This is a genomic window from Candidatus Zixiibacteriota bacterium, assembly GCA_021159005.1.
In the GTDB taxonomy this organism is placed as follows: Bacteria; Zixibacteria; MSB-5A5; order UBA10806; family 4484-95; genus JAGGSN01.
Window position 1 is genome coordinate 21,998 of record JAGGSN010000049.1, and the last position, 15,568, is coordinate 37,565.

Sequence of the window (15,568 nt, forward strand, 5' to 3'; positions counted from 1 at the left end):
TATATAACGTGAACTATAAGGGCGTCCGACCTAAGACAGACGCCCCTGAGTACTAACGAAATATATTATTGAATAGCTTCTATTCTCTGCTGTTCTTCAAATCCTGGCTATTCAAAGGCACTGGTTCCTCGATAACATCATTGTCTTTGATTAAAACCGGTGCGGCAACTGTCGCGGGCACAATCGGCGGAAGCCTCGGACAATAGAAAATCTCGGAATTGATACCGCCAAAATAACCAACTAAGTATATCAAGTCTGAACCTATAAACATGCAGTCGCCATTAGCATCCGCAGCAACATATAACCAGCTGGAGGTGAGATCATCCCAGCATGAATCCGGCGGCGCCATGCCTGTGCCTCTGAAATATCTTACACCATATGTAACATCACTGCCAATCGTACTGCCATCGCCATTAATATCACCCGGCATGTATTCACAGCCGATTAGCTCCTCAACAACCAGAGTAACAAGCAGGTCAATGGAGCCATTCACCGGGTCGTTCGAGTTTATTGTAACAGTTCCCGTATAGATTGCCGCTGATAGGCTGGACGCATCTAAGGTAACAGCGGCAGTATCGGATTCTAAGGGAACAACAATTCCGCTATCAGGATTTGCGCTAATCCATGAACGGTCATCGCTGATAGCATAATCAAGATTGGCATTTCCAAGGTTGCCTATTATCAGCTCGATATCGGTTGAGCCGCCTTCCGTGACAGTATCTATGATTTCAGCAATATTTAATTCGATAACTGGCGCTTCCGCTTCCTCGACAACTAACATAACCGGAATGCTAATAGGATTATTAGTATCATCATTTGAAGTAACAGTTACATTGCCGGAGTAGCTTCCCTCTGATAGACTCGATGCATCTAATATAATTACAGATGTATCAGATGCCGACAGCGCAACAACGCCGGTATCTGGCGATTCGGTAATCCATGAGGCATTATCGCTGATGCCATAAATGAGATTAGCCGCGCCCTGATTGCTTATGATGAGGTCAATGTCTGCAGATTCGCCTATTTCCAGCGTATCTGCAATAGAAGAAATATTAAGATTTATTATCGGGTCGCCCTGCTGACCTACAGTCAAAGTAACCGGGATATTGATTGACGGCGATACCGGGTCATTTGATGATACGGTTAGCTGACCGGTATATAAGCCATCCTGAAGATCGGCGGCATCGAAAAGAACGCCGATTGTATCATTAGCGCCCGGTTCTATCATTCCGGCATCCTGATCTAAGGCAAGCCAGCCAAGCGGAGATTTAAACCGGACAGCCATATTGTTATGAACATAAGCTGCGTTGTAAACAACCTGAAGAGCAGTCGAACCATCATGGTTTTGAATTCCGATAGTAGCCGAATTGTCGGGGCTGTTAATAGTTTGATATTGATAGGTAATGTTGCCATTGCTTTGAAGGATAATCTGAAAAGTGTACGGGCCACCTGAAGAATAATGCGGAACATCAATCCAGGAAATTACAAGGCTATCAGTATTGTTCGAATAATAATATGCAGTCCCGCTGCTGCTGAATGTCATATCATCCCAGAAAGGCGACAAGAGATTAAAAGGATTATCAGAAGTTGGCAGCGATTCATTGTAATAGCTTGTATTGGTGGCGGTAAACGAAGCCCAGCCGTTAGTGCAAAATCTAAATGAAGAAAATGTATTATCATAAAAGTCAAAATTGAAGCCGATTGGGAAAGAACCGGCATTGGCATCATCGCCAAGACCGGTAATCGCAGTTCCAACCGAGATAATATCTACCCATGAGTAAGTTGGGCCTCCCAACTCATCCGAATCAATCCAGGTATAGCCGAAAGCATCAGGACCGCCCTGGCTAAGAGTCATCGGCGGATAAAATGGTTCAGGTTTGGCGGATTTTTCAGATGCCGGATGATAACCAAGAGGTTCCTGCTCAATTTTATTTTCGTCCTTGCTGAGAAGCGATATTGGATTTTCGTTATTAATTGTCGAAAGAACCAGGCTCTCGAATATTTCGGTGTCTACAGAATAATACAATCTGCCTGAACCATTATTAGTAATGACAAGCGGAATCGATGATTGCTCATCAGTCTCAAGATTTTCGTCAATCGAACTCTGGCCGATATAAATATCCGGCGGATAAACATACAAATCAACCGGAATACTGCCGGATAACATATATAGATCGTTGGATGTAAAATCCAGCGAACCGCTATAACTGCCATGCGGCAAACCGGCGGCGTTTACAGTAACCTCAAAATCAAGGCTGTCATTAGGGGCTACGTTGAATTGACTCGGATCAAATTCGAGCCAACTATCACTTGATGAGAATCTTACACGCAGATTCCCCAAACCTGAATTATATACCTTAATATGATGCAAAGCGGATTGTCCCTCAACAAGGCTGTCGGCCAAGCTTGAAGGATTATATGACATATCCGGCGGCTCGGCGCTGCCTTGATAATATCCCTTAATCTCTATATCATCGATATTCCAGCCGCAGTACGTTACCGAACCATCAGTAGAACCTAAACCAAATCTTATTCTGAAACTAGAATTTTCATCGGCATACGATGACAAATCGTAATATTCTTCATTCCATGATGTTTCGCTAAACGATGTTGAGCCGTTTTCGTAAAGAGTTACCCATGAACTGCCATTATAGACCTGGAAATAAGCATGATCGTAGCTGCTGCTTTCCATTCCCAACCAATGGTAATAAGTCATAATTACACTGGTATAATCGGCGCAGTCAATCACGCTGGAGGTTGCCCAATACGTTTCGCCTAAGCTTGATTCATAATCACCGTCACCGGAAGTGAGGTCGTTGCCCAAAACTCTATTATCACCGGTAGGCGAATGGTCCTGGCTGGGGTCATCGCCGCCGCCGACTGCGGGTCCCATAGTCCATTCGGCCGAACCGCCTAAGCCAGTCCAGCCCTGGTCATAGGAAAAATCATCATAATAGACAACCGAACGGTCGCCGATGGCAACATCAAAATCTACGTTTGATGTGTAGCCAAGAGCGCCGCTGAGGTTAATTGTGAATGTCATACCATGTCCCATCGGACAGGAGGAAAGAGCCGAGGCTATAAAAACATCCGTGGAATCATCGGCAGTTCCGCCATTTTCCAGTATGTCGCCGAAAGAACCATTGGCGTCATCAACCGAAACATAACTATCGCTTTCCGATAGTATTCCAACAACCGAACCGGCTAAACCGGAACCGCTATTCTCCAACGCAACTATTATGTCAACTGTTTCGCCGGGGTCGAAAATACCATTGCTGTTGCCGGAAGCATCATTAATGGAAACAGAAATAATAGATACTTCAGGCGCATGAACCGGAATTGAGAAATTGCTTATCCATGTATCAGCAGCTGTGCCGGAAACAGATAATTCAAAGGCAATGCTATGACCGTCCGGAACATCAGACAAAACGCTGAATGCGAAAGCATCTGCTTGATAGGCTGTACCGCTATTGCCGTTTATCGTACCGTATGATTCGATTGCATCGGCAATTATAACGTATGAATCAGTACTGCTAAGCGTTGCCGTTACACTATATGCATTATCAGGACCAACATTTTCCAACTGCACTCCCAAAAAAACGCTCTCGCCGGCATCAAGCTCGCTGTTATTATTGCCGGAGGCATCGTTGATATCATAACTGTCAAAAATAACATAAGGACCATCCGGAGCAAAAATGGATATTGTGGAGATATATGGTTCGCGATTCTGGCAGGTAACAACGATATCCGCATCCCCAACTGTACCAAACGGCGTGAGGGGAACATCGACCGAACCGGAGACACCGACATAGGCCGCTCCATGTAAAACACCGTTAAACGATATACCAACATAAGAACCGGGGTCTGCCTGAACAGTTAAGGATGTGGCTGTCATAAGAACAGCCCCACTGTGCACAACATTGTTTACCGATGGCACACCCATGTAATTCATCACCGAGGGGTCGCCCATAAGATGATATATCTCCCAGTAATACTGAGTGATGGAACTGCCGCCTTCCACAACACCCAGATTGCCGCAGAAAACAACAGCATCATTGGTAATATAATGCTGAGTTACAGGTTCGCCATGATCGTGAAATACGCCATCATAAGCGCCTAAACCGGTTTGTTCATAGGTTGGACCGGAACCTACAATTGGACCAGCGCCTACTCCCCACCAGTAATCCTCATCCCAATAGGTGGAATTAGAACCTCCGATATAGCCAACGCCGCCTTTATTTTCCGCCCGAAGCCAAGCTTCGCCAAAACATGGCGTGGATTCATCAAATGTATTTGACAAACAGCAGTTGCCAATTGCTAAAAGGTATTTATGGGCATTTGTTAAATTTCCTATATCGGTTGTAGTAAAAGATGGATTGCCGAAACCTGAATGACCACAATGAGCAGTATAATTCATAAAACCAACACCATCATCAACAGTTTGAATTATAGCCGAGGAAGCTCCGGGGGTATCCGAATCGGGATAAAGCCAGGTATGATCAGTTATGCCATGTGCGGTGTTAAAATAAAGATTAGTGCCGTAATTAATCTGTCCATTGCCGTGAGTTATTGCATAAGTGCCGTCTACTCCGGAAATCATTGTAACTTCGGCCAAATAACTTGGGTCTGGCATTGTGTATTGTTCATATTCGAGTGTTTTATCAATTTGCGGCTGAAGCTCGCCAGTATTTTGAGCAGAAAATCTGCCGTAGTAAATTTCCGGCAAGTCATCACCCGTGAACTCGCAATAGCGCAAGTCGGTAACATGCCCGCCAGCATCGCCATTAAAAGAAGGTATCTGCGGCGTATCGCCAACCAGCAATACAAACGAGGGTTTTGGAGTACTGGTATTATAAATATTCTGAATATAATTCTTTATAGCCGTAGTTGAGAAACCTATCGAGCTGGTATAGCCAACAACTACCTCAAAACCCTTCTTCGTTTTCCATTCGATAAAGGGTTGAAGCTGCGAGGCAAACATCGTATCCGAGATAATTATATATTTTACCGGATACTTTACCAAATCATCAAGGGCTATTTGAGTAAAAGGCTCGTAATTGAATATCCGGTTATAAACAGGTTCGAAAACCGGCGAATAACAGTCCCGATACATCTCTTCGGTTTTAGCCCAATTCGGATGCAGATATTTTACTTCAATAATAATATGTTTATATACTTTAATAGTATTCTCTATCGGATTATATTCAACCGGCGCAATCGAAATCATTCCCAGATAAAGCGAGCGCATCGTTCCAATCAATGATGATTCCATAATCGGCAAACCGTAATACCCGGATTGCTGATATATTTCGTGATGGTACTCGAAAGGTACATCCTCCGGATCCTGACTTTTTGACAGCGATGGCTGAACGGGAATTAACGGGTCGGTAAGGTTCAATTCAGATAATGATATTTCTTCCACCTCATATTCTAAAACCTCCGCTTGAAGTTCACAGCCAAAAGGAATAGAGATAATGCGATTTATCAATGGCAAGTTAGGTTCGCCTATTTTCTGTGAGTGAGAAAAACCATCAACTGTTAGTAAAATAAACGACCCCTCTTTTGATGAAATCGGCGTAAAATCTAAAGAGCCAATTTCGACTTCAAAAGTCAATCCATCCCTGTCTTGGTTCAAAAGCGCTGCCCCGGATGGAGAATCGCTTATCGTTACGTTTTGATTGGAATATGCTATTCCAAAAAAACCAACACAGAAAACCATAATCAGGAATAAATTGATTAAATACCTGCTCAAACTAACCTCCGCAATATTTAAACGTTAAATTCTACTGCTAATTCTATACCCCCTTAATCCTTCGCTGAAGTATTTCAATAAAGATATCTTTGTTATTAAGATATAGCAGGTAATGAGTAAAACAAAGGGGAAAATTAGCGTTTGGTAAAAAATGAAAGTAAAACATTACAACAATTTCCCTGCCAAATATTGGGACACTACTGAAAATGCTTATATATTTACATCAAGCATTTTAATTTCTTATAAGGCATTGCAAGTCCTTTTTACGATTTTAATAGCAAAATATGGGTTTATAACTTTAAAAATAAATATTTTGCCGATAATAGATATTAAAGAAAAAATTAAAGGAAATCGGTGAATAATCATGAAATTACCTCAACTTTTAATAACCTCATTTATGGGCTTTATAGGAATAATAATAATAAAACATTGCTGGGAAGATTTGGGATTATATAACATTGTTTCATTAGGCATTGGTATAGTACTTGTTTCTATTAGCTTTGTTAGCCTATTTATTTTTATGCGAAAAATACCTGCAAAAAAATTCTACAATAACAAAACTGATTTAAAAGCTGATAATTTCAAACGCTGATTCTTTATAGTAATTTTATTGTTGCTTGTAATAAGAAATCATAGTAATTTTGGCAAGTTAATAAACATATTTAGGTTGTGGCATTAGCTGTCAGTTATAATTGATCGTTGTTATCGAATGAATCATTTTAACATTGCAATTTTTCAGCATGGAGCTTCTACCGAATGATTGAAATAGATAAAAAAGTTAAAAAAGTAAGAAGAGATATCTTAAAAGTTATTTGGCAGTCGATACTATTAAGTCATCCGGATAATACAATTAAAAATCACCTGAAGCTGCATTATAATAGCTTAACTATTGATAATAATAAAATCAACCTTGACGCTTATGATAATATCTATGTTATCGGCGCCGGTAAGGCATCCGCTCATATGGCTAAGGCTATAGAAAATATATTTATGAGACGAATAACAGGCGGTCTTATATGTGTCAAATATGGACATGGCATAAAGTTGCATAATATTCTCTTGGCGGAAGCCGGTCATCCTGTGCCTGATGAGAACAGCTACTCAGCCGCAAAAAAAACGTTGGAAATAGTTCAAAAATGCACTCATAAAGATTTAATTATTTGTTTAATGTCAGGAGGCGCTTCATCAATTTGGGCTTTGCCGTATGCTAAGATACCATTTACAGACAAGCAAAGATGTTATGAAGTCCTTCTGGGAAGCGGCGCAGATATTCATGAGATTAATACTGTCCGTAAGCATATTTCCCGAATTAAAGGCGGCCGTTTGGCGCAGGCGGCGCATTCAGCCAGGCTTATCACGTTGGCAATTTCTGATGTTATTGGCGATGATTTTTCCTCTATCGGATCCGGACCCAGTACAGGCGATCCGACAACTTTTAAAGATGCAATGGATGTATTCACAAAGTATAATTTAACTCAGAAAATTCCGAAGTCAATATTTGAGCATACTATTGCCGGCTTAAAAGGAGAAATTAAAGAAACGCCCAAACCAAATGACCGTATATTCAGAGGCAATATTGAATGTATAATCGCCTCTAACAAACAGTTCCTTGAGATAGCCAAGCAAACCGGAGAAAACCTGGGTTATAATGCTAAAATTGTATCCAACGAATTATCAGGGGAAGCAAGCGAGGTTGGCAAACAAATAATTGAAAATGCCCGCAAAATTAGAATAGCTAAAAAATCCGGCTATAAACCCACAATGCTGCTTTTTGGCGGCGAAACGACCGTTACTCTCAAAGGCGATGGCAAAGGTGGGCGAAATCAGGAATTGACATTATCAGCAGCTCTGGAGATGACCGACCTTAAGGATGTGGTGATTGCCTCAATGGGCACAGACGGCACTGATGGACCAACTGACGCTGCCGGCGCTTTTGCTGATACAACAACCATTGCAAGAGGCAATGATATACGGCTTAATGCTAAGGAATTTTTAGACCGTAATAATAGCTATGGATACTTTGACCGCTTGGGAGATCTTATTAAAACAGGTCCTACCGGAACAAATGTCATGGATATTCAAGCAGTTATAATATATTAAAAAGGACAAATATTATGAGTGATTTTTTCCAGAGCGGCGTCATCGCAACTTTTCACAGGTTAAAAGAGCAGAACCCGGAAACGTTGGAAGCTGATATTATTGAGTTCTCTCAAAACAAGGGAATCACCTTAGTTTTGCCGTCCCTTTTCTCCGAATTATATGGTCCCGGATTAAAAACCATTACAGAGGAATTAAAAAAAGTAAAATATCTGCAGGAAATTGTTGTAACGTTAGGACCTACAACCAATGAGCAATTTCCTGTAATAAAAGAACATTTTGCTCAGCTGCCCCAAAAAGTTAGCATGATATGGAATAGCGGTTCGAGAATTGAAGCCCTTTATGATGAGTTGACTAAACATAATTTGAACCCCGGACCGGATGGCAAAGGGCGCAGCGCCTGGTTAGCATATGGATACATACTTGCCAAACGAGACAGCCGAGTTATCGCCCTTCACGATTGTGATATTATAACTTATACGAGAAGCATGCTGGATTGGCTTGTTTATCCGGTGGTTTCCGATAAATCCAACTACGAATTCTGTAAAGGATATTACCCCCGAATAACCGATAAGATGCATGGCCGGGCTACCAGGCTTTTTGTAACGCCTTTAATACGGGCGCTGATGAAAGTAGTGGGATACAAAGACATCCTGCGTTATTTCAACAGCTTCAGATATATCCTGGCAGGCGAATTTTCAATGACCACCGAACTGGCAAGCATCAACCGAATTCCTGCCGACTGGGGACTTGAGGTTGGAGTATTAGCAGAGATTTACCGCAACAGCTCGCTTCAAAGAATATGTCAGTCGGAATTATGCGACAATTACGAGCATAAACATCAAGATTTATCTGCCGATGATAAAAATAAAGGCTTGAATAAAATGGCTATAGATATCGCTAAATCATTTTTCAGAACCTTAGCCGCCGAAGGTGTAGTATACAATACCGGATTTTTTAAATCGCTTCAGACAGCTTACCAAAAAGAGGCTGAGGATTTTATTACACGGTATCGGGGCGATGCAATGATAAATGGTCTTCAATATGATCAACATGAGGAAGAGTTCGCTGTTGAGGTTTTTACAAATGCCATAAAAACTGCCGCTGAAATTATCATCAAAGACCCGCTTGGCCCGCCGCTGATTCCAAATTGGACCAGAGTATTTTCAGCAATACCCGACTTCGATCAAAAACTATTGGATGCGGTAGGATTAGATAACCAATAATAGGGGGTTGATATGAAATATTTTACATCGCTGCGGCCTTATATATTCAAAAGAATTGAATTAATTGAAAAAGCTGATATACTGGTTGGCATACCAGCCTATAACAATGAGAGCACCATTGCTCATGTTATTGAAATGGTTTCAGAGGGACTTCGCAAACACTACAGGGATTACAAAGCCGTAATAATGATTTCCGACGGCGGTTCGACTGATGATACGCGCGATGTTGCGGATGCTGCTCTTATTAATCCCTGGCAGGAAAAATTAATTAATATTTACCGCGGGCCGGCTGGTAAGGGAACCGCCTTACGAGCGATATTCGAATCTGCCAGCAGATTATCTGTTAAAGCCTGTATGGTTGTCGATTCAGACCTAAAAAGCATAACCCACGATTGGGTAAAATATTTACTCGAACCGGTTATTAACTATAATTTCGATTTTGTTGCGCCTATCTACTGCCGTTACAAATATGACGGCACTATCACAAATAACGTGGTTTATTCTCTTACCCGCGCCTTGTATGGCAAAAGAATTCGCCAACCCATCGGCGGCGATTTCGCTTTTTCGAAAAAGAGCGCCGATTTCTATATGAAACAGGATGTCTGGGAAACCGATATCGCTAAATTTGGCATCGACATCTGGATGACTACCAGCGCCTTAGTAAATGGTTTTAAAACCTGCCAATCGCACCTCGGGGTCAAGATACATGACGCTAAAGATCCGGCAGTGCATCTTGCTCCGATGTATCGTCAGGTTGTAACAACGCTGTTTGTCCTTATGGATCAGTACCAGGATTATTGGAAAAATATCAAAGGTTCTGAGGCGACAATGATTTTTGGCGATGATCCGGGTATCGAACCCGACCCGATAGATGTTGATTTGAAACAGTTGATTCGCAAGTTCAAGTTCGGTTATCGATATTTTGGAGTTCTCTGGGAAAAAATATTTTCTGAGGAAATTTATGGCGAAATCCAAAAAGCCTCGAAGCTTTCCACGGCTGATTTCTCCTTTAGTATTGAAATATGGGCTAAAATACTATATGAAGTTGCAGCTACATTTCACAAATGGCAGCACAACAGATATAAATTAGTTGAATTGACGACTCCGTTATATTATGCAAGAGTCGCCTCGTTTATCAACAAGACTAAGGATTTGAGTTCATCCGAAGCTGAACATATAGTTGAAGAAGACGCTTTGATATGTGAAAAATTAAAGCCTGTGCTGCTCAATATATGGGATAAGCCATTAGCTAACAATTACGATATGGACCCCGAGCTTGATGAAATCTAACAACAGGTCAGTCCGCCTCAGGCGAATTACTCCTGCCTTTTTACTGCTTCACATGATTCTATATTTTACTCTGGAATCTCATAGGGACTACAGCGAATATCTACATAGCAAAATCCGGTTTTTGCTCTTTCCTTTTGCTCGTCAATCCAGTCATCCAAGCCAATTTCTTTTAATCGTTTTCCATCCGCGATAAGGTTGACATATCCTTTGGCAAGCCCATCGATTTTTTTACAGGGAAATTCATCACAGAAAGCGCAAACCTCAATATTTTTCTCTTTAGCGCATTTTCTTATTCCGCAAAAAGGCGGTCCGCCTCCCTGACGGCATCCCGGACATATATTATCAGAATTATTAAGTTTTTCCAGAACGCTCATGAATTCCTTAGCTTTAGGATCGATAAATTCCCCCCAGTATTCAAAGCCCTCGTTTTTTAGCGTTTCATATAATGCTTTCGCCTGTTTAGGAATTCGGCCGCGGGATGAGCATAACCCGCAGTATAGTCCGCAATAAGTAGCATATTTTAAATCCGGCACAATATCCTCCTTGACATGCTTATAATTAATCTTATTGCGACTCATTATTTTATTTTCGATAAATGGTCAAGGGAAAAATCATTGCATAAATAATAATATATTAGCTATATTTGATGAAGCCATATCAGTAGGTCGAGTTCCGAACGGAGCGAGAAACCCGACATCTTAACTTTGACAATCAGTATATAAAAAAAAGGGGCGCCCAATCGGACACCCCTACACAAACTTAATCTTTTACTAATTTCCTACACAAACAATGGCGCAAGCACCAATGATACAATCGCCATCAGCTTGATAAGGATGTTCATCGACGGGCCGGAGGTGTCTTTGAACGGGTCGCCGACTGTATCGCCGACTACCGCAGCTTTGTGAGCATCACTGCCCTTGCCGCCATACGCGCCAGCCTCGATGAGTTTTTTGGCATTATCCCAAGCGCCGCCGCCGTTTGACATCATAAGAGCCATTAACACGCCGGTAAGAGTAGCGCCGCCGAGAAGACCGCCTAAAGCTTCCTTGCCAAGAATAAAGCCAACAAGAATCGGAACAACAATCACTAAAAGCCCGGGCGCAACCATTTGCCGAAGAGCGCCTACGGTAGCAATATCAACACAACGTTTGCTGTCAGGTTTGGCTTTCCCTTCCATCAAACCGGGGATTTCTTTAAACTGACGGCGAACTTCCTGTACCATTTTAAATGCCGCTTTGCCGACAGCGCCCATAGTAAGCGAAGCAACCAAGAACGGCAATATACCGCCTATAAACATGCCAACAATAACAGTAACATTCATTAAATCAATAGCTTTAAGATGAACGGCGGAACTGTAGGCAGAGAACAACGCCAAAGCTGTTAAAGCGGCAGAACCGATTGCGAAACCTTTACCAATAGCGGCAGTTGTATTTCCCAAAGAGTCAAGATGATCAGTGATTTTTCTGACATCTTTTCCTAATCCGGCCATCTCGGTAATACCGCCGGCATTATCAGCAACCGGACCATAAGCATCGACTGCCATAGTAACACCGATTGTACCAAGCATGCCAACTGCGGCAATACCAATACCATATAACCCGGCGAAATAATAAGCAAAATAGACTGCCATAGAAATTACAAGCACCGGCAAAGCAACGGATTGCATGCCAACCTCTAAACCGGCAATAATAGTAGTAGCCGGTCCAGTTTTGGCGGATTCGGCAATTTTGCGAACCGGAGCCGCGGCTGTGTAATATTCTGTCAGTAGTCCTAAAATTATTCCGGCGACATTTCCTATAAGAACCGCCCAAAAGACGCTTATCACAACTTCTGAATTGGCAATCAAGAAATATGTAGCCACAAGCATAACTACAGAGCCAACATAAGTTACAATCCTTAATACCGCCGCTGGATTCAATTTTGAAAATATGTTCACAGAAAGTATTCCAAGCATCGAGGCAACAATTCCAACTGTAACAATTAGCAGCGGCAAGCTCATATAGTCCATTCTATAATCCGGTATATTTCCCCACATTGATGTAGCCGCTATGGTTATCGCCGCAATAATTGAACCAACATAAGATTCAAATAAGTCGGCTCCCATTCCGGCTGTGTCGCCAACATTATCGCCAACATTATCAGCAATAACAGCTGGGTTGCGAGGGTCATCTTCAGGAATACCAGCCTCAACTTTGCCTACCAAATCAGCGCCAACATCAGCAGCTTTTGTGAAAATACCGCCGCCGACACGAGCAAATAAAGCTATCGATGATGCGCCCATAGCAAACCCGGTTACATTTACAAAAGCATCGGGTGAATTAAAAAAGTAAAAATATATGCCTACTCCAACCAATCCTAAGCTGGCAACAGACATGCCCATTACAGCGCCGCCCGAGAAAGCGATTTTTAAAGCAGCTGGTTCGCCTGAATCTTTGGCAGCTGCGGCAGTTCTAACATTCGCCCGAGTAGCGGCTTGCATTCCAAATACGCCGGCTATCATTGAACAGAAAGCGCCGCTAATAAAACAAATAGCGGTAAGAATTCCAATTTTCCAGGCTAACAACGCAAAAACCACCACTATAAAGATAGCCAGAATAGAGTATTCCCGCTTGAGAAATACCATAGCGCCGTCATGAATAACATCCGCTAACTCTACCATCTGTTTTGTTCCTGGCGATTTCCGTTTAATTGACAGAAACAGAAAAAAAGCAAACAGAAGACCAATTGCACCCAGCAAAACAGCAAGAAGACCGGTGTCCATTAAAACTCCTCTCTTAAAAGATTCAACAACTCATTAGTTATTTTTTTCACATTCTCACAATCAAATCATTTCGCAAATTTAGGATTATAATAAAAATAGTCAAGTAAAATATCATCGGGAATTCCCAGAAATTATGATGATAAATTTAATATTGCTGAGCAAAGTATAATAATTTAAGTATAACAACAAAAAAATGAACCGATTAATACACTTTAAACATAAAAAAATAGAAATATTGCCTTATAGTTATTGGTTGCGTAATCGATTTAAACTCTATTATATGCTGTAAAATAGATGTATAATCTACTCATGAATGCAGCTGTTTTCAAATATAAAAGAGAAATATCATCGCCGGTTAAGGCTGTGCTTTACAGCAGCTTCAATATCGACAATAACCGCTTAGCCGTGATTCTCAATTCCCGTCAGTCGAAAACCCCAGCCGGTAATGATACCTGGATTGTGAATTCTATTAAAGCGGTACAGAATGCTATTGAAAACAATCTTATTCTCATTACCGGCTATGGCATGAATACATGGGAGCTAATCTGCAGCGCCGGCGGCGATTATAACGGTTACCAGATTATTATCTGTCCGATTAACTCGAAAAATGATATCGACTTAATCATAAATAATACTCTCGTTGATTTTGACCTCAATCGGGATAAAACCGGCTGGCTGTTTTTTAAAGCTGTTTCACCTTCCAAATCTCCCAAAGCAAGCTGGCCAATCAGGGATAAACTGGCTTTAAGCCTTGCCAATGTTATCATACCTGTTAGTATCAGACCGAGCGGCAATTTGCTAAATCTTATAAATCAATACAGCAAAGATAATACTAAGACCATCATGGAGAATTACAGGATTCCCTATTTAAAAAGCAAAAGAATCCCAAATATTATGCCTATGGATGTCGGCGATAATCTTAAAAATATACTCTGGAACTACATCACCCACTGGACCAGAACCTGTAATGGTCCCTGGCCATTTGAATCCAGAAAAGAATATTATCAAAGGCTTATTTGTTCCAATGAGTGCTATCCTAACACAGCCTTCAATACATTAAAAAGTATCCTGCTTGAGAAAAAAATATATGCTTCATCAACACATCACAGGAAAGGAATTAATGCGGCGGCTTTTACCAGTCTTCCCCCCAAGGACGTACTATCATTTATGCACTGGCGACGACGGTATGTTCGCTGGAATTTCGAACCGTATGGCATTGCTATTGCGCGAGAAACCGCTATTCGAACAGGAATAAAACCGGTTATTTACGGAAAACCGGCATTATTTGACAGATTAACTGAAAATGATAAACCATATTTCCAAAGCGAGGGCGTTGATGGCGGCAATTGGCGCGAGGAGGGCGAGTGGCGATATATCGGTGATTTTACTCTGGCTGATATTAAGCCTGATGATATGATAATCATAGTAAAAAAACCGGCAGAAATTGAATTATTACAGGAGATTACCGAATCAAAGGTTGTTTCGTTTATATAATTCGGGCTTGCTGAATAATAAGGAACTGATTGCTAAACGCCGCTTGGTAACTGTATTTATCTTAGCTGATGGTTTTTTGTTGGAAAAGTCATTGCGAGGAGTCCGCCAATGGCGGGCGACGCGGCAATCTGCAGCTTGTTTAGTACCATATAAACAGATTGCTTCACTTCGTTCGCAATGACTGCTATTAGAGTTTTTCAACAAGCCCTAATGGGAATGTTTACTCTGGCTGCCAAACGGCGCTTGGTAGCCAGAGAAAAATATTACCATACGGTATGTGCAATCTTTTTTGCTTATTTATTAGAAAATCCGGATATTCTTCCTGAATCATTTCGTTAATGTTTTTCCCATATATTTCTGATGAAGCGCCCAAGTCTTTCAGGTTTTCCCGCATATATTGATTTAGCATTTTCTGTTGTTCTTTGGTTTTTTGCCTTTGCGCCTCGATTTTAAGTATAACCTTATCATAACCCTTATCAGCAATATAACTCATGACCCCAAGAAGTATGACAAAGGTAACCATCGAAGCAACAACGATTCGAATATTCATTATATCATCCTCCCTGAATTTTATATTAAATATCACTGCTGTCCGGCCTTTTATCCGCCTTAGGCAGATGCTATAGTGATGTCATTCCCACACTGCCCGCGTCATTCCCAATACTGCCTACGTCATTCCCAACTTGATTGGGAATCCAGAGATTGGTCATGCCGATACCTCCTGCCTGCCGGCGCCCGCCTGTCTGCGGACACGGGGCACGGTATTTTTGTTATCCACTATTGGTTTAAAAAACAGCCCCGTTCGCCACCGGCGGATTTCTGGATTCCCCCGCCGCGGCGGGGGAATGACGTAAATGGATAATCATCGAACCAAAATCGATTTCTGAAATTTTATTCCTCCTGTCGGCGGACAGGCATGAAATATTATGCAAAGCAAAAAGTAGAATG

General features: G+C 41.6%; 10 protein-coding genes. 6 read left to right on the forward strand and 4 right to left on the reverse strand.

Annotation, left to right across the window (positions count from 1 at the left end; genetic code table 11):
* Window positions 1–79: 79 nt before the first annotated feature.
* On the reverse strand, window positions 80–5,752 hold the full coding sequence (locus J7K40_02985; GenBank protein ID MCD6161361.1) for a hypothetical protein: 5,673 nt from the start codon (window positions 5,750–5,752) through the stop codon (window positions 80–82).
* 151 nt (window positions 5,753–5,903) lie between these two features.
* Between J7K40_02985 and J7K40_02990 the strand changes: the two genes are divergently transcribed.
* The 5 genes from J7K40_02990 (at window position 5,904) to J7K40_03010 (ending at window position 10,365) form a co-directional block, all read left to right on the forward strand.
* Window positions 5,904–6,110, forward strand: a complete 207-nt coding sequence (locus J7K40_02990) for a hypothetical protein (GenBank protein ID MCD6161362.1) — start codon at window positions 5,904–5,906, stop codon at window positions 6,108–6,110.
* A 6-nt stretch (window positions 6,111–6,116) separates the two neighbouring features.
* Window positions 6,117–6,344 (forward strand): hypothetical protein, encoded by a 228-nt coding sequence (locus J7K40_02995; GenBank protein MCD6161363.1) that lies wholly within the window; start codon window positions 6,117–6,119, stop codon window positions 6,342–6,344.
* 164 nt (window positions 6,345–6,508) lie between these two features.
* Window positions 6,509–7,852: a glycerate kinase gene (locus J7K40_03000; GenBank protein ID MCD6161364.1), complete on the forward strand. Its 1,344-nt coding sequence runs from the start codon at window positions 6,509–6,511 to the stop codon at window positions 7,850–7,852.
* A gap of 14 nt (window positions 7,853–7,866) precedes the next feature.
* The gene (locus J7K40_03005; GenBank protein MCD6161365.1) at window positions 7,867–9,075 is read left to right on the forward strand and encodes a glycosyl transferase; all 1,209 of its coding nucleotides are present in this window, start codon (window positions 7,867–7,869) and stop codon (window positions 9,073–9,075) included.
* Between the two features lie 12 nt (window positions 9,076–9,087).
* Window positions 9,088–10,365 (forward strand): glycosyltransferase, encoded by a 1,278-nt coding sequence (locus tag J7K40_03010; protein ID MCD6161366.1) that lies wholly within the window; start codon window positions 9,088–9,090, stop codon window positions 10,363–10,365.
* A gap of 65 nt (window positions 10,366–10,430) precedes the next feature.
* Here the strand turns inward: J7K40_03010 and J7K40_03015 are convergent, their stop codons facing one another.
* Together J7K40_03015 and J7K40_03020 are read right to left on the reverse strand one after the other, a co-directional pair.
* The gene (locus tag J7K40_03015; GenBank protein ID MCD6161367.1) at window positions 10,431–10,898 is read right to left on the reverse strand and encodes a DUF3795 domain-containing protein; all 468 of its coding nucleotides are present in this window, start codon (window positions 10,896–10,898) and stop codon (window positions 10,431–10,433) included.
* A 245-nt stretch (window positions 10,899–11,143) separates the two neighbouring features.
* On the reverse strand, window positions 11,144–13,126 hold the full coding sequence (locus tag J7K40_03020; protein ID MCD6161368.1) for a sodium-translocating pyrophosphatase: 1,983 nt from the start codon (window positions 13,124–13,126) through the stop codon (window positions 11,144–11,146).
* 294 nt (window positions 13,127–13,420) lie between these two features.
* Here J7K40_03020 and J7K40_03025 point away from each other — a divergent pair, with 294 nt between their 5' ends.
* Window positions 13,421–14,620, forward strand: a complete 1,200-nt coding sequence (locus J7K40_03025) for a hypothetical protein (protein MCD6161369.1) — start codon at window positions 13,421–13,423, stop codon at window positions 14,618–14,620.
* Window positions 14,621–14,840: 220 nt separating this feature from the next.
* On the opposite strand, the gene J7K40_03030 is transcribed toward J7K40_03025, so the two are convergent.
* A complete protein-coding gene (locus J7K40_03030) occupies window positions 14,841–15,170 on the reverse strand; it encodes a hypothetical protein (GenBank protein MCD6161370.1) in 330 nt (109 codons plus the stop codon).
* Between the last annotated feature and the right edge of the window lie 398 nt (window positions 15,171–15,568).

Bases quoted from the DNA above. Each gene is read 5' to 3' on its own strand.
- J7K40_02990 (MCD6161362.1), top strand. From the start codon at position 5,904: ATGAAAGTAAAACATTACAACAATTTCCCTGCCAAATATTGGGACACT.
- J7K40_02995 (MCD6161363.1), top strand. From the start codon at position 6,117: ATGAAATTACCTCAACTTTTAATAACCTCATTTATGGGCTTTATAGGA.
- J7K40_03000 (MCD6161364.1), top strand. From the start codon at position 6,509: ATGATTGAAATAGATAAAAAAGTTAAAAAAGTAAGAAGAGATATCTTA.
- J7K40_03005 (MCD6161365.1), top strand. From the start codon at position 7,867: ATGAGTGATTTTTTCCAGAGCGGCGTCATCGCAACTTTTCACAGGTTA.
- J7K40_03010 (MCD6161366.1), top strand. From the start codon at position 9,088: ATGAAATATTTTACATCGCTGCGGCCTTATATATTCAAAAGAATTGAA.
- J7K40_03020 (MCD6161368.1), bottom strand. From the start codon at position 13,126: ATGGACACCGGTCTTCTTGCTGTTTTGCTGGGTGCAATTGGTCTTCTG.
- J7K40_03025 (MCD6161369.1), top strand. From the start codon at position 13,421: ATGTATAATCTACTCATGAATGCAGCTGTTTTCAAATATAAAAGAGAA.
- J7K40_03030 (MCD6161370.1), bottom strand. From the start codon at position 15,170: ATGAATATTCGAATCGTTGTTGCTTCGATGGTTACCTTTGTCATACTT.